Origin of the sequence: Cupriavidus pampae (assembly GCF_914271485.1) — a bacterium.
Lineage (GTDB): Bacteria > Pseudomonadota > Gammaproteobacteria > Burkholderiales > Burkholderiaceae > Cupriavidus > Cupriavidus pampae.
In genome coordinates this window covers 246,951-266,130 of sequence record NZ_CAJZAG010000007.1, presented here as the reverse complement: position 1 = coordinate 266,130, position 19,180 = coordinate 246,951, and the positions used below count along the sequence as shown (strand labels likewise).

16 protein-coding genes and 1 tRNA gene are annotated in these 19,180 nt (G+C 64.8%); 1 reads left to right on the top strand and 16 read right to left on the bottom strand.

The window, feature by feature from the left end:
* Window positions 1-30 precede the first annotated feature (30 nt).
* The 14 genes from LDO41_RS18840 to LDO41_RS18775 all read right to left on the bottom strand — a co-directional run bounded on the left by LDO41_RS18840 (window position 31) and on the right by LDO41_RS18775 (window position 15,680).
* On the bottom strand, window positions 31-969 hold the full coding sequence (locus tag LDO41_RS18840) for a 2-hydroxyacid dehydrogenase (RefSeq protein WP_223990961.1): 939 nt from the start codon (window positions 967-969) through the stop codon (window positions 31-33).
* A complete protein-coding gene (locus LDO41_RS18835; RefSeq protein WP_223990959.1) occupies window positions 966-2,651 on the bottom strand; it encodes an ABC transporter ATP-binding protein in 1,686 nt (561 codons plus the stop codon). Before LDO41_RS18835 ends, LDO41_RS18840 begins: the two co-directional genes overlap by 4 nt.
* 20 nt (window positions 2,652-2,671) lie before the next feature.
* A complete protein-coding gene (locus LDO41_RS18830) occupies window positions 2,672-3,538 on the bottom strand; it encodes an ABC transporter permease (protein WP_223990957.1) in 867 nt (288 codons plus the stop codon).
* Window positions 3,539-3,559: 21 nt separating this feature from the next.
* Window positions 3,560-4,501 (bottom strand): ABC transporter permease, encoded by a 942-nt coding sequence (locus LDO41_RS18825; protein WP_223990955.1) that lies wholly within the window; start codon window positions 4,499-4,501, stop codon window positions 3,560-3,562.
* A gap of 33 nt (window positions 4,502-4,534) precedes the next feature.
* On the bottom strand, window positions 4,535-6,151 hold the full coding sequence (locus LDO41_RS18820; protein ID WP_223990953.1) for an ABC transporter substrate-binding protein: 1,617 nt from the start codon (window positions 6,149-6,151) through the stop codon (window positions 4,535-4,537).
* 59 nt (window positions 6,152-6,210) lie between these two features.
* On the bottom strand, window positions 6,211-7,677 hold the full coding sequence (locus LDO41_RS18815; RefSeq protein WP_223990951.1) for an amidase: 1,467 nt from the start codon (window positions 7,675-7,677) through the stop codon (window positions 6,211-6,213).
* 339 nt (window positions 7,678-8,016) lie between these two features.
* Window positions 8,017-8,886, bottom strand: coding sequence for an MBL fold metallo-hydrolase (locus LDO41_RS18810; protein ID WP_223990949.1), 870 nt, complete (start codon window positions 8,884-8,886; stop codon window positions 8,017-8,019).
* Between the two features lie 9 nt (window positions 8,887-8,895).
* Window positions 8,896-9,345, bottom strand: a complete 450-nt coding sequence (gene cynS / locus LDO41_RS18805; RefSeq protein WP_150375335.1) for a cyanase — start codon at window positions 9,343-9,345, stop codon at window positions 8,896-8,898.
* A gap of 22 nt (window positions 9,346-9,367) precedes the next feature.
* Window positions 9,368-10,252, bottom strand: a complete 885-nt coding sequence (locus LDO41_RS18800) for an ABC transporter ATP-binding protein (protein ID WP_223990947.1) — start codon at window positions 10,250-10,252, stop codon at window positions 9,368-9,370.
* Window positions 10,242-11,135, bottom strand: coding sequence for a nitrate ABC transporter permease (ntrB, locus tag LDO41_RS18795; RefSeq protein ID WP_223990945.1), 894 nt, complete (start codon window positions 11,133-11,135; stop codon window positions 10,242-10,244). Before ntrB ends, LDO41_RS18800 begins: the two co-directional genes overlap by 11 nt.
* Window positions 11,136-11,148: 13 nt before the next feature.
* Window positions 11,149-12,537, bottom strand: a complete 1,389-nt coding sequence (locus LDO41_RS18790) for a CmpA/NrtA family ABC transporter substrate-binding protein (protein ID WP_223990943.1) — start codon at window positions 12,535-12,537, stop codon at window positions 11,149-11,151.
* 52 nt (window positions 12,538-12,589) lie between these two features.
* Window positions 12,590-13,936: an FAD-dependent oxidoreductase gene (locus LDO41_RS18785; protein ID WP_223990941.1), complete on the bottom strand. Its 1,347-nt coding sequence runs from the start codon at window positions 13,934-13,936 to the stop codon at window positions 12,590-12,592.
* Window positions 13,933-15,072 carry an acyl-CoA dehydrogenase family protein gene (locus LDO41_RS18780; RefSeq protein ID WP_223990939.1) on the bottom strand — a complete coding sequence of 380 codons (1,140 nt, stop codon included), beginning with the start codon at window positions 15,070-15,072 and terminating at the stop codon, window positions 13,933-13,935. Before LDO41_RS18780 ends, LDO41_RS18785 begins: the two co-directional genes overlap by 4 nt.
* A gap of 56 nt (window positions 15,073-15,128) precedes the next feature.
* On the bottom strand, window positions 15,129-15,680 hold the full coding sequence (locus LDO41_RS18775; protein ID WP_223990937.1) for an OsmC family protein: 552 nt from the start codon (window positions 15,678-15,680) through the stop codon (window positions 15,129-15,131).
* A gap of 287 nt (window positions 15,681-15,967) precedes the next feature.
* Between LDO41_RS18775 and LDO41_RS18770 the strand changes: the two genes are divergently transcribed.
* Window positions 15,968-17,545 carry a sigma-54-dependent Fis family transcriptional regulator gene (locus LDO41_RS18770; protein ID WP_377741718.1) on the top strand — a complete coding sequence of 526 codons (1,578 nt, stop codon included), beginning with the start codon at window positions 15,968-15,970 and terminating at the stop codon, window positions 17,543-17,545.
* A 150-nt stretch (window positions 17,546-17,695) separates the two neighbouring features.
* Here LDO41_RS18770 and LDO41_RS18765 read toward each other — a convergent pair.
* Window positions 17,696-17,789, bottom strand: a tRNA-Ser gene (locus LDO41_RS18765).
* Window positions 17,790-17,923: 134 nt separating this feature from the next.
* A complete protein-coding gene (locus LDO41_RS18760; RefSeq protein ID WP_223990935.1) occupies window positions 17,924-19,174 on the bottom strand; it encodes an aspartate kinase in 1,251 nt (416 codons plus the stop codon).
* Between the last annotated feature and the right edge of the window lie 6 nt (window positions 19,175-19,180).

The window sequence follows — 19,180 nt, the reverse complement described above, 5'->3', positions numbered from 1 at the left end:
AATCAGGGAGATAGGAAATTCGCGCGCGTATCAGTAGCCGCGCGCAAGATCTACGGTGTTGCGTAACGACTCGCCGGCCGTCAGGCGCGTGATATTGGCGGCGACCTGACTGACGACTTCGGTGGAGGTGGCCATCGACGCCATGTGCGGCGTGACGACGACGCCCGGGCAACCCCAGAGTGGACTGTCGGTGGGCAACGGCTCGACCGGGAACACATCCAGCACGGCGCCACGCAATTGCTCGGACGTCAGCGCCGCGATCAGCTCGTCGGCAACGAGATGTTCACCACGGCCGCAGTGCACGAGCGCCGCGCCGCGCGGCAACTGCGCAAACGTGCGCGCCCCAAGAATGCCGCGTGTGGCGTCGGTCAGCGGCAGCAGACAGATCAGCACGTCGGTACGCGCGAGGAAGGCGGAAAGCCCTTCGGCGCCATGCCACGCCGTCACGCCATCGATCTCGCGTGGCGAACGCGACCAGCCGCCGACGTCATAGCCATCGTCACGCAGCGTGCGTGCCACCATGCCGCCGAGTTCACCGAGGCCCATCACGCCAACGCGACATGCCTCAGCGGCCTGCAATGGCAGGCGTTTCCATACGCGCTCGCGCTGCTGCACGGCCATGCGGTCGAACTGACGATGAAAGTACAGCACGGACCAGCGTACGTACTCGATCATGCCGCGCGCGAGGCCGGGATCGACCACGCGACAGACTGGCAGGCCACGTGTGTCCTGCCCCTCGATCACGTTATCGACGCCGGCAGCGATGCTGTGGATCAGTCGCAGCCGCGGCATGCGTGCATAAATGCCGGGCGGAGGATTCCAGCACACCGCGACCTCGGCCTCGAGGCAACGGGGATCCGGCCAGACCGACACCTCGGCATGCGGCATGCGCTCTGCCATCATCGGCTGAAAGTAGGCGAGCGACGCGGACTGGCTCAGAAAGGCGATATGGATGGGCGCGGCAGTCATGCGACACGAGCCTCCATGAATGCCGGCGACGTGCCGCCTGCCGACGAGGTGCCACTTGCCGAACCACCGCCCTCGCCTGCCTGTCCCGGGATCGCGGCAACCAGTTCGCGCGTATACGCGCTCTGCGGCCGCAGGAACACGTCCTGCGCACTCCCGGTCTCGACGATCTGGCCGCGCTGCATCACCACGATGCGATGGCACAGCCGCGCCGCCACCCGCAGGTCGTGCGTGATGAACACGATGCTGAGGCCGAGCCGTTCGCGAATCGACTCGAGCAGGTCGAGGATCTGCGCCTGCACCGAGACGTCGAGCGCGGATACGGCTTCGTCGGCGATCAGGATCTCTGGATCCATCATCAGTGCACGCGCGATCGACAGCCGTTGCCGCTGGCCACCCGAAAACTCGTGCGGAAAGCGCTCGAGCGCGCTGGCATCCATGCTCACGAGCTGCATCATCTCGCGCATGCGCACCTGCGTGTCGGCCAGGCTCGCACCGAAGTTCATGGGCCCCTCGGCCAGCGTGCGGCCAATGGTCAGGCGTGGATTGAACGAGCGGAACGGGTCCTGGAACACCATCTGCACGCGCTTTCGCCATGCATGCGAGGCGGCACGGTTCATCGACGACAGCGTCTGACCGTCGAGCTCGATCTCGCCCGCAGTCGGCGTGTTGAACCGTGCCAGACAACGGCCCAGCGTGCTCTTGCCGGAACCCGACTCCCCGACGATGCCGAGGGTCTCGCCACGCTTGACCGCCAACGATACCGCGTCGAGCGCCAGCACACTGCGGCGGCGCGAGCGGAACATCGAACGCGTCTCGAAGCGCATCGTCAACTCGCGCACGGCAAGCGCGGTGTCGGCCGACTCCGGCAGCGCCGGTGCGCGGAAGTCGCCGCGCGGCCGCGCGTCCAGCAGCCGTTGCGTGTACGGATGCCGCGGGCGGTTGAGCACATCGTCGGCCGTGCCCTGCTCCACAATGCGGCCCGACTGCATCACGATCACACGGTCGGCAATCTCCGCCACCACGTCGAAGTCGTGCGTGATGAACAAGACGCCGTTGTCGTGATGGTCCGAGAGCTCCTTGAGCAGCCGCAGTACCTGGGCCTGCGAGGTAACGTCGAGCGCGGTGGTCGGTTCGTCGGCGATGATCAGGCCCGGTTCCATCGCAAGCGCCATCGCGATCATCACGCGCTGGCGCTGCCCGCCCGAGAGCTGATGCGGATAAGCGTGGCGGATGGTGTCCGGCTGCGGCAGATGCACGTCCGTCAGCAACTCCAGCACGCGGCGCTCGCGCGCGGCCGCATCCATCTGCTTCGCGTGGAATGTGAAGACCTCGGCGATCTGGTCACCGATGCGCATCAGAGGATTGAGCGCGGTCATCGGCTCCTGAAAGATCATCGCCATGCGATGGCCGCGCAGCACTTGCAACTGCGCGGGCGTGGCCTGCGTGATGTCCTGGCCCGCCAGCAGAATCTGGCCGGATTCGACCGTGAGCACATTGCGCGGCAGCAAGCCCATGACGGCGCTCGAGGTCACGGATTTGCCCGAACCGGACTCGCCGACGATGCAGACGGTCTCGCGCGGCCGCACGACCAGCGAGACATCCTGCACCGCATGGCGGCGATCGCCGCCATCGGGCAGACGTACCGTGAGGTTGCGGACTTCCAGCACAGGGGTGGCAGTCATATCTGTGGATCGCGACATCATCAGCCCTTTCTCGTGCGCGACAGGCGCGGGTCGAGGCGATCGCGCAGCGCGTCACCGAATACGTTGACGGACAGAATCAGCAACGCGAGGAACACGCCCGGATAGAGCACGATCCATGGCGCCCGCTGGAAGTAGGGACGGCCTTCGGCGATGATCGTGCCGAGGCTCGGAATCTCTGGCGGAAAGCCCAGGCCGAGGAAGCCCAGCACCGCCTCGGTCAGGATCGCGGCCGCACACACGAACGTGGCCTGCACCACGAGCGGATTGATCGTGCTCGGCATGATGTGGCGCCACAGCACGGTCAACGCGGGCGTGCCAGCGCCGACCGAGGCTTCCACATACGGCTCTTCGCGCACCGACAGCACCACGCTGCGCACCAGCCGTGCAATGCGCGGAATCTCCGGAATCGCGATGGCCAGCACCATCGTCACGATATTGGCGCCGCCGAGCGCCACCATGGCCACGGCCAGCAGCAGCCCCGGCACGGCCATGATGCCGTCCATCAGACGCATCACCGGGGCATCGAGCCGCCGCACGAAGCCGGCCGCAAGGCCGATGGCGAGACCGATCACCACCGAGAGCACGCTGACCAGCGCCGCCAGCATGATCGACAGGCGGCCGCCGTAGAGCACGCGGGCCAGCAGATCGCGGCCGAGCGAGTCGGTGCCGAGCCAGTATTCGGCCGACGCAGGCTTGAGACGCATGCGCGGCGACAGCGAGGCCGGATCGTGCTGCGCGATGTACGGCGCGCAGATCGATGCCACCACGAGCAACAGCAGCAGGCACAGCGCGATCAGCATCGCACGGTCGCCCGCCACGGCACGCGTGGCGCGCCGTGCAGTTCCGAGGGTCGCGGAGAAACTCATGATTCGACTCCGTCCACCACGTCAGTAGCGGATGCGCGGATCGAGCACAACATAGGCGATGTCGATCAGCAGGTTGATAAACACATACAGGAACGAGAAGAACAGAATCGTTCCCTGCACGACCGGATAGTCACGCGAGAGCACGGCATCGACGATGAGCCGCCCAACGCCCGAGATGTTGAATACCGTCTCCGTGACCACCACGCCGCTGATCAGCGTGGTCAACGCCACACCGACCACGGTGACGATGGGAATCGCCGCGTTACGCAGTGCGTGGCGGAACAGTACGAAGCGCTCGGTCACGCCCTTGGCGCGCGCGGTGCGCACGAAGTCTTCGCCGAGCACGTCGAGCACGCTGGCGCGGGTGATGCGCGTGATCAGCGCCACGAAGATCGTTGCCAGCGTGATCACCGGCAATACCAGGTGCGACAGATACTCGCCGACGCCCTCGGCCAGCGGCGTATAGCCCTGCACCGGTAGCCAGTTCAGCTTGACCGAGAACACCAGTATCAGCAGATAGCCGACCACGAACGCGGGCACCGAGAACGCGAGGACCGCCCCGGCCATGATGCCGCGATCGGCCAGCCGTCGATGCCGCCACGCGGCCAGCACGCCGAGCGGAATGGCCAGTGCGATGGTCAGCAGGATCGCTCCGCCCGCGAGCGAGAACGTCGGACCGAGCCGCGCGGCGATCAGCGTGGACACGGGCTGCTTCGACAGTACCGAGTGACCAAGATCACCCTGCGCCAATGCGGCGAGCCAGCGGACGTACTGCGTGCCCACCGACTGATCGAGCCCCATCTCGCCGCGGATCTGCGTGATGGTGTCTTCGCTGGCCATGTCTCCGGCAATCACGCGCGCCGGATCTCCGGGCGCGAGCCGTAGCAGCAGAAATACGAGCGTGGCCACGGTCAGCATCACCGGGATGGTCGAGATCAGCCGCTTGATGACGATTTCTAGCATGGGTTGCCTCCTTGCCTGCGCGTTGCCGTCACGTCAGGGCTTGCCGGCCCAGAACAGCGGCAGCGGTGCATCGACCATATTGGCCAGGCGCTTGCTGTAGCCCTTGTACTTCGAGTACCCGCCCAGCGGCACGAAGAAGACCTGCTCGTACGAGAGCTTCTGGATCGCCGTGGCGATCTGCTTCCGTTTGGCGACATCGCTTTCCTGCGCGAACTGATCGCGCAGCTTCTCCATCTCGTCATTGCGCGACCAGCCGACGTAGCCGGCTTCGCCGCGGCCGTCGAGGTTCGGATTGACGATCGGACTCAGCAGATCCAGGCTGCTGAAGCTCGAATGGAAGACGCTCCAGCCGCCCTGCGCGACCGGTTCCTTTTTGGTGCGGCGCGCGAGAAGCGTGGCCCAGTCCATCGACTGGATCTCCACGTTCATGCCGATCTGCTTGAGGGTCTGCGCGGTGACCGAGGCAAAGCTCGAGATGATTGGCAGGTCGGTCGGATGCAGGATCACGACCTTGGTGCCGTCGTAACCGCTCTCCTTCAGCAGCGCCTTGGCGCGCGCGAGATCGGGCTTCTTCGTTTGCGTTGCGCCATCCTCCGAGGCGTACGGCGACACGCACGTCAGTACCGCGCCGCACACCTGGTAGACATTGGCATCGCCAATCTGCGCGTCGAGGTAATCGACCTCGTAGAGCGCGGCCAGCGCGGCGCGGCGCACCTTGACGTTGTTGAATGGCGGCTGGTGCCAGTTCATGCGCAGCGTGAACGCGTTGCTGTTCTTGCCGTACGGCTTGAGTGCGACGGCTTTCACGCCTTCCAGTTGCGGCATCAGGTCCGGTGGCACGTCTTCGACGAAGTCCACCTCCCCGCTGCGCAGCGCGTTGACGGCGGTCTGCGCGTCGGAGATATTGACCAGTTCGATGCGATCGACCAGCGCGACCTTCGCGCCGGCGAAGGACGACGGCGCCTCCTTGCGCGGTACGTAGTCGGTGAACTTGACATACGTTGCCTTGACGCCCGGCTGGAAATCAGCGGGCACGAACTTGTACGGTCCCGACCCCACCACCTCGGTGATTGCCTGTGAGGCCAGTGTGGCCGCAATGCGTTTAGGCATGATGAACGGCACCGGCGAGCCGGGCTTGGCCAGTGCGTCGAGCATCAGGCCGAACGGACGCTTGAGGCGGATTGTCACGGTATCGGTGCCGGCGGCTTCCATCTTGTCCATTGCCGCCACCAGGCGCTGCCCCATCGGATCGCGCTCGCCCCAGCGCTTGAGGGACGCCACCACATCGTCCGCGGTCACCGCCGAGCCGTCATGGAACTTGAGGCCCTTGCGCAGCGTGAACGAGTACTCCAGTTGGTCGGCCGAGACCTTCCATGTCTCCACCATCTGCGGCTGCGGCTTGCCGGCGGCATCCATCGCGAACAGCGTGTCGTAGACCAGGTAGCCATGATTGCGCGTGATGTACGCGTTGGTCAGCACCGGATCCAGTACGCGCAACGGTGCGTGCAGCACGATGCGCGCGGTGGCGGGCGGCTGAGCGTGCGCGGCGGCAGGCGCGAGAGCGGTGACCACGGCCGTCATGACGGGCATGACGAGCGGCGCCACGCGCGGGGCGAGCCAGCGGGAGAAAGTGGAAGTGAGCAGTTTCATGCCGGATTCCTTGGATATCGAACGTTTGATAGGGGCGTTGATGGCGTGCGTACCGGAGTTCAGGTCCGGGCGAGCGTTGGCTTGCGGTGCGACCACGGTGCCAATGCCTCGAGCTGAGCGGACAGCGCGAGCACCATATCCTCGCGTCCGAAATGACCGATCAGCTGCGTGGCCACCGGCAGCCCCGCGTCCGTCCACGACAGCGGCAGGCTCGCGGCGGGCAGGCCGGCCGCATTGATCACGGCAAGGAACGTCGCGTAGTGCGCGGCGCGCTCGCGAAAGTCGCGGAACGGCAGGTCGACGTCAAGCGCGAGAAAGCCGAGCTCCGCGGGCAGCGTGGTCAGCGTGGGCGTGAGCAGCAGGTCGTAGTCACGCATCGTCGTGGCGAACGCGCGGCCGATCGCATGCAGGCGCTGCACGGCATCCACGTAGGTCGCGGCATCGAGGCTCTTGCCAATGACATAGGCCTTGGCCAGCACGGGCTCGATATCGTCGTCGCGCAAGGCGCGGCCGACGGCCTTGAGGCGCGTGTCCACGGCCAGCGCGACGTTGGTGGCGAGAATGTTGCCGTGCGCGAGCACGAAGCCCGAGTAGTCGAGCGTCGGTAGCTTGGCGTCCGTTACGTCATGACCAAGCGAAGTCAGCAGCCTGGCGGTATGGGTCACGGCCGCATCGCATTCGGGGACGATGCCGATACCGTTCCAGCCTTCGCGCAGGATGCCGATGCGCAGCGGCATGCGGGCTGCGCCATCGAGTTGCCGGGTCGCGAGCCTGACCACCTCCAGATACGACTCGGTCTGCGGTGGCGCCGCGTACGGCGCGCCGGGCTCATATCCGCTGATATGGTCCATGGCTGCGGCGGTGTCGCGCACAGTCACGCTGAGCACACCATCGGAGGCCATGCCACCCCACCCTTCGCCACGCGCGGGACCCATCGGCACGCGCCCGCGTGATGGCTTGAGGCCATACACGCCGCAGCACGCTGCGGGAATCCGGATCGAACCGCCGCCGTCGCTGCCGTGCGCCACCGGCACGATGCGCGCGGCCACGGCGGCCGCGGCGCCACCGCTGGAACCGCCCACCGAACGGCCGAGATCCCACGGATTGCGTGTGGGGGCGCCGTTGCGTCGTGCTTCGGTGGACGCGCCCATGCACAGCTCGGACACCGTCGACCTCGCGAACGGGATCAGTCCGGCTTCTTCGAAGCGGCCGGCCACCGTCGCATCGAACGGATAGGTGGTGTCATCAAACAACCGCGATCCGATACTCGACGGAAAGCGCCGATGCGCGAAGCCCGAATCCTTGAGCAGGAATGGAATGCCGCGAAACGCGCCGCGCGGCTGCCATGTCTCGGCAATCGCCAGGGACTCTTCATAGCGCGGATAGGTAATCGCGTTCAGGGTTGGATTCCACGCCTCGGCAAGCTCGATCGCGCAACGCGTCAGCGCATCAGAGGTGGTCTCGCCCTGCTCCAGCAGCTCGGCCATGCCCAGGCCGTCCAGATTTTGGTAGTCGTCGATGTTCATGCTTCTCGCTTGGTTTCGATGCGCGCTTGGTATTGCATTGCAATTACTCAGTATTGTTTAGCAAACATGTTGCACACATCGTGCCAGCAATAAAACTGGGGTTTCCCCTTGGGACGGGGGTAGCGATGGCGGATTTTGGTGCGCGGCGTGCGCGAAATTGGGGAAACGCTGAAGGGGATGACGCGGGGATGGTGCTGAGCCCCCCCTCGGAGGGCGAGGGGGTGAGTTTGCGGTGACAGTTTGGACCAGAAGTGGGTGACTTCCTGGACGAAGACGTGGCAAGGCGAATGCCGACGATCTGCTGTACTCAGCAACGCCGTCTTCGGACCTTCCTCCTAGTCACTCATGCGCGGCGAGCGGTAGCTTCAGATAGGACGTGCCATTATCCTCAGCCTCGGGCATCCGACCCGCGCGAATATTTATCTGCACCGCCGGGAAGTAGAGGTTCGGCAATGCCAGCGTAGCATCGCGCGTGGTGCGCATGGCGACGAAATCTTCGATCGACATCTCGTCACGCATGTGGACGTTGTCGCGACGCTGAGTAAGAACGTCTGTTTGCCACCGGAGCTGCGGACGACTCGCCGGTGGATAGTCGTGGCAGAGATAAAGACGCGTTTCCGGCGGCAACGAGAGCAGACGCCGGATCGAGCGGTACAGTTTGGTCGCATCGCCACCCGGGAAGTCGCAACGTGCCGTGCCGACATCGGGAAAGAACAGCGTATCGCCGATGAACACTGTATCGCCGTCAATGCGATATGCCATGTCCGCCGGTGTATGGCCGGGAAGGTGCATCGTGCTTGCCTGCAACGTCCCGATGGAGAACGACTCGTTGTCGCGGAATAGACGGTCGAACTCAGCGCCAGCAGGGCTGCGCATTCCAGCGAGATTGAACGTCTCGCCGAACGCGCGCTGTACCTGCACGATATGCTCACTGATACCGATCCGCCCGCCCAACTGCGATTTCAGATACGAGGAGGCCGACACGTGGTCGGCATGCACGTGCGTCTCCAGCAGCCACTGCACCTCGAGCCCATGCGCGCGCACATAGTCCGCCACACGATCGGCCGGCTCCGTGAGCACGCGCCCATGCCGCACGTCGAGGCCGAGCACGGGGTCGATGATCGCGCAGCGCGCGTCGCCTTCCGCGCGCACGACGTACGTGAACGTGGCGGACACGGGATCGAAGAAGGGTTCGATGAGAGCGGACATGCGGACAGCTTAGTACGTCTTGTACGGCAGGAACTTGCCCGACAGCACGACGTTCACGCGATCGCCCTTCGGATCGTGCGTACGCTGGATATCCATTGAGAAGTCGATCGCGCTCATGATGCCGTCGCCGAACTCCTCGTGGATCAGTTCCTTGATCGTCGTGCCATACACGTTGACCAGTTCGTACCAGCGATAGATCAGCGGATCCGTCGGCACGGCGGTGGGCAGCGAACCCTTGTATGGGACCACCTGCAGCCATGCCACGGCCTCGTCCGACAGTTCGAACAGCTTGCCGATGGCCTCGGCCTGCGGCTTGTCGAACGTCATCTGGCCGAGGCAGCCCGCCGTCGTCCATTCCTTCGACATGCCGGTCAGCTCGGCCACGTCCGCCCACTTGATGCCTTTGCGGACCTTGGCGGAAACGATCATCTGGGTCACTTCTTCACGGCTGGAAATCATGTTGCCTCCTGGCAGGTTGTGGTTAAGCGGTAAGAACGAACGCGGTGTCGTCACCCGTCTCGAGGCCGGGGCGGACGATACGCGTGACGGGCAGCTCGGCAACATCGCCCGAGCGTTGCTGGATCGTCGTGGAACGACGAACGAGAAAATCGACGAGGTGGTTGCGAATGCGATAGAACTGCGGATCGTGATGAATCGTCTCCCGGGTGCGCGCCCGCGGCAGCGTGTTGACGACGATCTCGGCGATGCGCGCCTTGGGACCGTTGCTCATCAGGAAGATCTTGTCCGCGAGCAGAATCGCCTCGTCCACGTCGTGCGTGATCATGAACACGGTCTGGTGCGTGGCCGCGCAGATCCTGAGCAGCTCGTCCTGAATCACGCCGCGCGTGAGCGCATCGAGCGCGCCGAACGGCTCGTCCAGCAGCAGCATCTTCGGCTCCACCGAGAACGCGCGCGCAATGCCCACCCGCTGCTTCATGCCGCCCGACAGTTCCGACGGCTTCTTCCTCGCGGCGGCCGTCAGGCCGACCATCTCGATAAAGCGCGCGCCATGCTCGGCGATCTGCCGGCGCGACCAGTCCGGATGCCGCGAGCGCACCGCGAACGCGATGTTCTGCTCCACCGTCAACCACGGCATGAGCGCGTGCCCCTGGAACACGACACCGCGATCGAGGCTCGGGCCGGAGACTTCCTTGCCGTCCATGATCACGTAGCCGCCGCTCGCCTCTTCGAGGCCCGCCAGCACATTGAGGATCGTGCTCTTGCCGCAGCCCGAATGGCCGATCACGCAGACGAACTCGCCGCGCTCGATCTCGAAGCCGACGTTCTCGAACACCGGCGGCAGGTCGGGGCGATAGCGCTTGCTCAGCGCCTGGACCGAGAGGAACACCGCGTTCTTATTCCGCATAACTCACCTTCAGTTGAAGCCGCGCAAACAGCATATCCAGCACCATCCCCACCACGCCGATCACGAGCACCGCGAAGATGACGTTGGAGAGCGACAGGTTGTTCCATTCGTTCCACAGGAAGTAGCCGATACCACTGCCGCCGATCAACATCTCCGCCGCGACGATCACCAACCACGCAATGCCCATGGAAATCCGCATGCCCGTGATGATGGTCGGCGCGGCCGCGGGCAGCACCACGCGGAACGCCTTGCGCAGCGGCGTGACCTCGAGCGTGCGGGCCACGTTGAGCCAGTCCTTGCGCACGCCCGCCACGCCGAACGCCGTGTTGATCAGCATCGGCCAGATCGAGCAGATAAAGATCACGAAGATGCCCGAGACCGTCGAATCCTGGATCGTGTACAGCGCGATGGGCATCCATGCGAGTGGCGAGATCGGCTTGAGCACCTGCACGAACGGGTCGATCGCGCGGTAGAGCAGCGGCGACATGCCGATGACGAAGCCGAGCGGGATGGCAACGATCATGGCGAGCAGATACCCGAGGCCCACGCGCACGAGCGAGTGAGCGAGCTGGATGCCGACGCCCTTGTCGTTGGGACCGCGATCGTAGAACGGGCTCTTGAGATGTCCCAACGCCACCGTGGCGAACTGCGCAGGCGTCGGGAAGCCGGACGCGCGTTTCTCGCCCGCGCTTTGCGCGGCGCCCGACGGCGGTGCCTGACCCATCAGCAACGCATACTCGGCGGCGTCGGCATCGGCGCCGCCCTGCGCGACATGCGGTGCGGCCACGCTTCTCGGTTGCGTAGAGACCTGCCAGATGCCGAGCAGCAGCAACAGCATGACCAGCGACAGGATCGCGGCGCGAATCTTCACTTGCGTCGTCATGACTCCCCCTGTCTCAGGCGCGCTTGATGTCGAAGCTGTCGACGTAGCGCTGCGGCGCGCTGGCGTCGTACACCTTGCCCATGACCGTGATCGGGCGGTTGCCGTTCTTGCCGGCGTTGGCGCCTTCGGTCATGCCGAGCGCCGCCATCTGCTTCTGCGCGTCGGTCAGCAGGAACACCTGCTGCGCAATCTGCTGATAGTTGACGTCACCCTTGATGTAGCCCCAGCGCTTCATCTGCGTGAGCATCCATGTCGCCATCGAGTACCACGGCATCGGGTCGAAGTCCGCGCGATCGGGTTCGTTCCGGACCTTGCCGAGACCGTCGGCAAAGCGCCCACTCAGCGCCTGCAGGATCACGGTCTCCGGCTGGTTCAGGTAGTTCGCGGGCGCGATGGCCTTGGCGATCTCGGCGCGGTTCTCCTGCTTGCGCGCCATGGCGGCCGCATTGAGCACCGAGCGGTACAGCGCGGCGAACGTATTGGGGTTCTGCTCGATAAAGGCCTGCGACGTGCCGAACGCGCAGCAAGGGTGGCCATTCCAGATTTCCTTCGACAGGATATGGATAAAGCCGATCTGGTCGTACACGGCGCGCTGATTGAACGGATCCGGCCCGAGGAAGCCATCGATATTGCCCGCGCGCAGGTTCGCGATCATCTCCGCCGGCGGCGTCACGCGCAGCTGCACGTCGCGATCCGGGTCGAGCCCATGCTCCGCGAGGTAGTATCGGAGCAGGAAGTTGTGCATCGAGTATTCGAACGGAATCGCGAACTTGAAGCCCTTCCAGTTGCGCGGATCGCGATTGTCCTTGTGCTTGAGCGCGAGCGTGATGGCCTGGCCGTTGATGTTCTGGATCGTGGCCACGCGCATCGGCTGGGCGGACGAGCCGAGGCCCATCGAGATGGCCAGCGGCATCGGCGCGAGGAAGTGCGAGGCATCGAGCTCGCGATTGAGCATCTGGTCCCGCACGAGCGCCCAGCCCGCGGTCTTGACCAGCGTGACGTCGAGGCCCTGCGCCTCGTACATGCCCATCGGCGACGCCATGATCAGCGGCGTGGCGCAGTTGATCGGGATAAAGCCGACCTTCAGCGACTTCTTCTCGAGCGTGCCCGGCTTCTCCAGCACGGCCGCGCGCAGGTCGCCCATCGGCAGCAGCGAGCCCACCGCGGCCATGACGGCGCTGGCGCCGACGGCCTTCAGCAGGTTGCGGCGTGTCGCGTCCTCGGGAAACAGCGCGCGCACGGCCGCCGCCTCGACGAAGTCGTTCGAGAGCGATTCGGCATCGCTCGCGCGGTCGTGCGCCGCCTGCGAATGATGCTGGCCGCACTGGCAGCCGGACAGCGACGTGTCCGCATCGTAGGGTCGGTACAGGCTCTGATCGCCTCGCTTGGTCGGTTCGTTCATCTCGGGCACCCCTGAATCGTTGATAGGTCGTTTGGGAAATACTCGGGAATGCTCAGGCTGCGATGGCCTGTCTGGCGGTACCCGCCTGCAGCGTCGCGATAGCCACACCGTCGTGCCACTGCTGCATATGAAGAAAATCGGCCGTGTCGTCGAGCACGCGCCATTCGCCGTCGCGCATGGGCGTGCCACGCACCACGATGGGTACGGATCGCGTCTTGAGCCGCACCACGGGCTGGCGATGTTCGTAGCGTGTATCGCCGAGGCCCGTCACCGCATGCGCAATGGCCGCCGCCTGCTGCGCAATCGGCTCGATAAAGCGGCACGGCGCGCCGTCCAGGCTGATGCAATCGCCCAATGCGTAGACATCGCGCGCGCTCGTTTCGAGCGTCCGCGCGTCGACAACGATGCCCTTGTCGAATGCAAGTCCCGCGCCACGTGCCACGCGGCTGTCGGTGACGAGGCCGGTCGCCACGACAACCTCGTCGGCATCGATCGTCGCGCCGTCGCTCAGGGTCAGACGCTTGCCGCCGTCGGCCGTTTGCGTGAGGCCGGCCACCACGCGAGTGCCCGCAAACTTCACGCCGATCTGCGCGAGGCCCGCGCGTAGCCGCAGCGCCGCGGCTTCCGGCAGCATGTTGCCCAGCGGCAGCGGCTGCACGTCGATGAGCGTGACGTCGTGGCCCGCGCGCGCGAAGTCTTCCGCGAGTTCGCAGCCGATCATGCCGGCACCGACGATGGCGATGCGGCGCCGGCCGTCGCCGATGCGCGCCTGCAGGCGGCTCCATCCGGCAAGGTCGTTGACGCGCCAGCACAGCGATGGCGGCAGCACCGCGGGCATCGCGGGTCGCGCGCCCATCGCCATGACCAGATGCGTGTAGGGCAGCGTGCCGCGCGTGGTGCGTAGCTGATGCGTCGCCGGCGTGAGGCCGACGACGAAGGTTTCGGCAAGCAAGCGCACACCCAGCCGACGCGCCGCATCGGTGGCCGTCTCACGCACCAGCGATGCGGGGGCCATGCCACGGCTCAACGCGATAGACAATTCGGGCTTGTGATAGCGATCGCCCGCGCAGGACGTCACCATCGTGATGGGGACATCGGCATCGAGCCGGCGGATCGCTTCCACCGCGCTCCATCCCGCGATGCCCGCGCCGACGACCACGATGCCGCGGCCACGCGCGGCCACCGGCGCGGGCGATGCCGCCGGCGGCATCATGACGACGACATACGGTTCGAAGTCGGCCTTGACGACGCCGCACAACGGGCATTCCCAGTCGTCGGGAATGTCCTCGAAGCGCGTGCCAGGCGCGAGGCCGCTGTCGGCGTCGCCCTTCTCTTCGTCATAGATGAGCCCGCACGCGCGGCAGATGAACTGGCGCCATGGTGTCGTCATCGCGCTCATGCCGGCACCTCCTCGCGCGACAGGCGCGCCATTTCCCAGCGCAGATGCTTGATGGCCGGCGTGACGATCGCCGCGAAATGCGCCTCGCGAATGCGCCGTTGCGCGGCCGCGCTCACGAGGTAGCCGCGCGCCCCCTGATGCAGCAGCGCGGACTGCGACGCACGCAACGCGAGCTCGGCGCCCTGCGCGCGCGCATCCAGCACGTCCAGCAGATAGTCCTTGCTGCCATCGAACGGATTCGCCGCCAGCCGCGCCACGCGCTGCTCGAGCTCGTCGAGCTCGCCCTGCATCTCGTCGGGCCGGTCGCTGAGGAAGCGGTTCACGTGGCCGAGCAACGGCTCCACTTCCTGCATCGCGTCGATACTGCCCTGCACGATGCCCGTCGCCATGCCGATCTGCAGCAGGATGAACGCCGCGCGAATGCGCGCGATGAACGGCTGCGCCGGATCGGCGATCAGCAGGTCCTCGCCGACGAACAGGTCGTCCACGCGCACGCCCCATGTGCTCGTGCCTTCCATCCCGGAGAACTCGGGACACTGGCGCAGCGTCACGGCGCCCGTGCAATGGAGCATGAACATGATGTCGTGAGACGCCGTGCCGTCATCGCGATACACGGTGGCGATCGCCCCGCAGTACTGTCCCGGCGCGATATGGCTGACCCATGGCAGTGCGCCGCTCACGCGATAGCCCCCCGCGACACGCGTGGCGCGCAGCAGCATCTTCTCGATGCCCGCGAATGCCTTCATGGGATTGGACAGTGCCGTCCCGCCGAGCGTCTGACCCGTTGCATGCGTGGCCAGCAACCGTTGCAGCGCCGGATTGCCCGAGGCCTCCATATAGAGACCACACACGTCGTGACACCACGCAAGAAACCCAGTGGAGCCGCAACGCCGGCTGATCGCGCGCATGGCATCGAGCGCGAGGCCATAGCGGCCGCCGCTGCCGGACAGGTGCGCGGCGAATGCGCCGGCCTTGCCGAGGCTGGCCATGATCTCGCGTGGGTAATGCCCTTCGTGATCGATGCGGTAGGCCGCATCGGCCAGCGGTCCGTCGGCAATCGACGTGACGTGCTGCATCACCATGGCGTCGGTCCACGATGGCTCGAATATCGGTGCACTGGCTACAACGGTGGTCATGGCGGCTCTCCCGTGATGCTTGACCTGCGATGCGCGGCGTCGCGCGGGTTCAGTCCTCAGTCGGCCAGGCCGATGGAGAACGCCACGGGATTGCGCATGGTGTTGGCCACCGGCGAATGGAAGTTGGCGTGCTGCACGATGTCGTCGAGCTGTTCGCGCGTGGCGTCACCCTCGATCAACACCTTGACGCGAATCGCCTGGAAACCCATGTCCTTCGCCTCGCGCTCGGCACCGCCAGCGCCCCACGCGGCCGTGTTGCCGATATCGGCTTCGAGGAACACTTCGAGGCGCGACAGACGGACTTCGCGATAGGTGGCCACGGCCGTAATGCCGACACACAGGCAGCCCCCCAGACCCGACAACGCGATCTCGCCCGGTGCGGGCACGGTGTTCTCGCCGAACAGGTGCGGCGGCTCGTCGACGACCACGGGGTTGTGATCGCCGGTGAAGCTCCAGGAGCGGAACTGCCCCTTCATGACGGTGTGGACCTTGTTGATGCCGCGGCGCTCGGGGTTCTCGCGGCCGGAGGCGGCAAACTTCAGAAGGCCCTCGCGATCGATCGGACGCAGGTAGGTGGTGACGGTCTCGGTGGTCAAGGCGTGCTCCATTTGTGTTGGATTCAGGACAGGCAGTCGTGCCTGCGCAGCCTTTATCGCAATCGCCGTGCCAACGCATCGAAATGCACGCAAGTCGTTGATTTTAAATCACTTTATTGAAAATTAGAACGGCACGGACGGGCGTCTGCCGCCCAACAAAATGTCGACAATGTCGACATTTTGTTGACCAATGGGCGATACTCCTCGCGATGTGAACGAGGAGCAAACCCGTGAAGGAACAGACCCCGATCCCGGAATCCGACCCCGAAACCGGACTCGGCTACTGGCGGCAGCAGGAGATGCTGCTGCTGGAACAGGTGATGGCATTGGTGGGCCGCAGCCTGTCGCCGGACGTGACCCTGCGCGAGATGCTGCATCTGATGTCGGAGCTGCTGGGCCTCAACCGCGGACGTGTGGTGCTGCTCGACGAGGAGACCGACACCGCGAGCATTCGCTTCGCATACGGCCTCACGCGCAAGGAGACAGCGCTGGGCGTGTACAAGGTCGGCGAAGGCATCACGGGCCGTGTACTGGCGGCGGGGCAACTGACCATCGTCCAGGACATCGACCAGGAACCGCGCTTCCTGTTTCGCGCGGTACAGCGCGCGCATCTGCCCGAAGGCATGGTGTCGTTCATCGCCATGCCGATCAAGATCGAACAGAAGACGGTCGGCGTGCTCGCCTGTCATCGCATCCGCATGCGCAATCGCGCGCTCAGCGACGACCTGACGATCCTGCGTATTCTGGCGACGCTTGCCGGACAACTGCTGCAGTTGCAGGCCACGCTGCGCGCGCGCACGAAAGTGCTGGAGCAGCGCAACGAGATGCTGTCTCGCGCGCTGCAGACCGAAGCCGCACGGTATGGCATCGTCGGCACGGCGCCCTCGGTGCTGAAAGCAATCTCCGAGCTTGAGCGTGTGTCCGATGCCACCGCAAGCGTGCTGCTAATGGGCGCGTCCGGTACTGGCAAGGAGCTTTTCGCACGCGCGTTGCACTTGGCCAGCCCAAGGCGCGAGCGGCCCTTCATCAAGATCAACTGTGCGGCCATTCCCGAGACGTTGTTCGAGTCGGAGCTGTTCGGCTACGAGCGCGGTGCGTTCACAGGGGCCAACGCCGCGCGCGCAGGGTGGTTCGAGCAGGCCACCACGGGCACGATCTTCCTCGACGAAATCGGCGAGCTGCCGCTTTCGATGCAGACCAAGCTGCTGCGCACGCTGCAGGAAGGCACCATCACACGCCTGGGCGGCAAACGCGAGATTGGCATTGACGTACGCCTCGTCGCTGCCACCAACCGCGACCTCGAACAAGAAGCCGCGCGCGGCACGTTTCGCCAGGATCTCTATTATCGGCTCAACGTGATTCCGATCCGGCTGCCCGCGCTGTCCGACCGGCGCGAAGACATTCCCGCGCTGGTGCTCCATTTCCTGAACCACATCAACCAGACCCACCAGCGCAACGTCAACCTCACTCAGTCCGCGATCAACCGGCTGCAGAACCATGACTGGCCCGGCAACATCCGCGAACTGTCGAACCTGATCGAACGGTTGGTACTGCTCGCGGAGAACGCGATTGTTGACGAGGCGGAGGTCGAGCGCATTCTGCCCAAGCCCGATGCGCCGGTCCGTACAACAACTACGCCCCTCGGCATGGCGCCACGCGCTCCGTTGCACCATGACCAGCATTCCCTCACTGAAGCGCTCCCCTCTTTCGCGGCAGCGTTAGTGCGCCCCTATGTCACCGCGCAATCGCACTCGGCCCAACAGCTTCGCCAGGCGCTAATCGAGTGCGGCGGCAACAAGTCACGCGCCGCACAGTTGCTGGGCCTGACGGTCCGACAGCTCGTGTATCGGTTGGAAAAGCTGGGCGTGTTGCCGTAACTTTCAAGCGAGAGGGTTTGGTGCGGAGGCTTCGAACGATTTCGGCTTTGCCCGGATAGAGGGCGTGATGTACCGGGGAAACCCGCGCCCAAAAAACAAAACCCCGGAAGACCGCGATCTTCCGGGGTTTGCCGCCATATACAGATGTACTGGCGGAGACGGAGGGATTCGAACCCTCGATCCAGGTTTTGGCCCAGATGCTCCCTTAGCAGGGGAGTGCCTTCGACCTCTCGGCCACGTCTCCCAAACTTGCGTTGTGCGAGGGAGTCCACACAACGAAGCGCGTATTCTAGCGAGTGACGTTCAATTGGTCAACGATGAATCGATGACAATATCCAACATTCCGCCGCTCGCCAGAAAATTCTCAACGAAGCCCGATCACGCCTGATCGAGTTCGAACACCTTGTGCAGCGCGCGCACGGCGAGCTCCATGTACTTCTCGTCGATCAGCACCGAGATCTTGATCTCCGACGTCGAGATCATCTGGATGTTGATGCCCTCTTCCGACAGCGTGCGGAACATCTTGCTGGCGATGCCCACGTGCGAGCGCATACCCACGCCGACCACGGACACCTTCGACACCTTCGGATCGCCCGACACGTTGCCGGCGCCGATATGGCCCTTCACGCCGTCGTTAAGAATCGTCAGCGCGCGCTGATAATCACCGCGCGGTACCGTGAACGTGAAGTCGGTCTTGCCGTCCACGGACTGGTTCTGGATGATCATGTCGACGTCGATATTGGCGTCGGCGATCGGGCCCAGGATCTGGTACGCGATGCCCGGCTTGTCCGGCACGCCCAACACAGTGATCTTGGCTTCGTCACGGGCAAATGCGATGCCGGAAATGACGGCTGCTTCCATTTCAGATTCTTCCTCAAAAGTAATCAGCGTGCCCGAATGCATTTCCTGCTCGAGCGGAATCATGGGGTCGGTCAGCGACGACAGCACGCGCGTCTTCACGCGGTATTTGCCGGCAAACTCCACCGAGCGGATCTGCAGCACCTTGGACCCGAGGCTGGCCATTTCCAGCATTTCCTCGAAGGTGATCTGATCCAGTCGGCGCGCGTCCTCGACCACGCGCGGATCGGTCGTGTACACGCCGTCCACGTCGGTATAGATCAGGCATTCCTCAGCCTTGATCGCGGCCGCGATGGCCACAGCCGACGTGTCCGAGCCGCCACGACCCAGCGTCGTGATATTGCCCTCTTCGTCGATGCCCTGAAAGCCCGTGATCACGACCACTTTGCCGGCATCCACATCGCTGCGGATACGCTCGTCATCGATCGACTGGATGCGGGCCTTGGTATAGGCCGAGTCAGTCTTAACAGGAACCTGCCAGCCGGTGTAGCTCACGGCATCGATGCCCTCGCCATGCAGCGCGATCGCGAGCAGTGCCACGCTGGCCTGTTCGCCGGTCGATGCCAGCATGTCCAGCTCACGCGGATCCGGCTGCGCGGAAATTTCCTTGGCAAGACCCAGCAGGCGATTGGTCTCGCCCGACATGGCCGAAGGCACCACGACTACGCGGTGACCTGCGCGGTGCCACTTGGCCACGCGCTTGGCGACATTCTTGATGCGTTCCGGAGAACCCATCGAAGTGCCGCCGTATTTGTGAACGATGAGAGCCATCTTCTT

Bases quoted from the DNA above. Each gene is read 5' to 3' on its own strand.
- ntrB (WP_223990945.1), bottom strand. From the start codon at position 11,135: ATGACGACGCAAGTGAAGATTCGCGCCGCGATCCTGTCGCTGGTCATG.
- LDO41_RS18790 (WP_223990943.1), bottom strand. From the start codon at position 12,537: ATGAACGAACCGACCAAGCGAGGCGATCAGAGCCTGTACCGACCCTAC.
- LDO41_RS18785 (WP_223990941.1), bottom strand. From the start codon at position 13,936: ATGAGCGCGATGACGACACCATGGCGCCAGTTCATCTGCCGCGCGTGC.
- LDO41_RS18810 (WP_223990949.1), bottom strand. From the start codon at position 8,886: ATGTCCGCTCTCATCGAACCCTTCTTCGATCCCGTGTCCGCCACGTTC.
- LDO41_RS18775 (WP_223990937.1), bottom strand. From the start codon at position 15,680: ATGGAGCACGCCTTGACCACCGAGACCGTCACCACCTACCTGCGTCCG.
- LDO41_RS18800 (WP_223990947.1), bottom strand. From the start codon at position 10,252: ATGCGGAATAAGAACGCGGTGTTCCTCTCGGTCCAGGCGCTGAGCAAG.
- LDO41_RS18830 (WP_223990957.1), bottom strand. From the start codon at position 3,538: ATGAGTTTCTCCGCGACCCTCGGAACTGCACGGCGCGCCACGCGTGCC.
- LDO41_RS18840 (WP_223990961.1), bottom strand. From the start codon at position 969: ATGACTGCCGCGCCCATCCATATCGCCTTTCTGAGCCAGTCCGCGTCG.
- cynS (WP_150375335.1), bottom strand. From the start codon at position 9,345: ATGATTTCCAGCCGTGAAGAAGTGACCCAGATGATCGTTTCCGCCAAG.
- LDO41_RS18760 (WP_223990935.1), bottom strand. From the start codon at position 19,174: ATGGCTCTCATCGTTCACAAATACGGCGGCACTTCGATGGGTTCTCCG.
- LDO41_RS18770 (WP_377741718.1), top strand. From the start codon at position 15,968: ATGCTGCTGCTGGAACAGGTGATGGCATTGGTGGGCCGCAGCCTGTCG.
- LDO41_RS18815 (WP_223990951.1), bottom strand. From the start codon at position 7,677: ATGAACATCGACGACTACCAAAATCTGGACGGCCTGGGCATGGCCGAG.
- LDO41_RS18825 (WP_223990955.1), bottom strand. From the start codon at position 4,501: ATGCTAGAAATCGTCATCAAGCGGCTGATCTCGACCATCCCGGTGATG.
- LDO41_RS18780 (WP_223990939.1), bottom strand. From the start codon at position 15,072: ATGACCACCGTTGTAGCCAGTGCACCGATATTCGAGCCATCGTGGACC.
- LDO41_RS18835 (WP_223990959.1), bottom strand. From the start codon at position 2,651: ATGACTGCCACCCCTGTGCTGGAAGTCCGCAACCTCACGGTACGTCTG.
- LDO41_RS18820 (WP_223990953.1), bottom strand. From the start codon at position 6,151: ATGAAACTGCTCACTTCCACTTTCTCCCGCTGGCTCGCCCCGCGCGTG.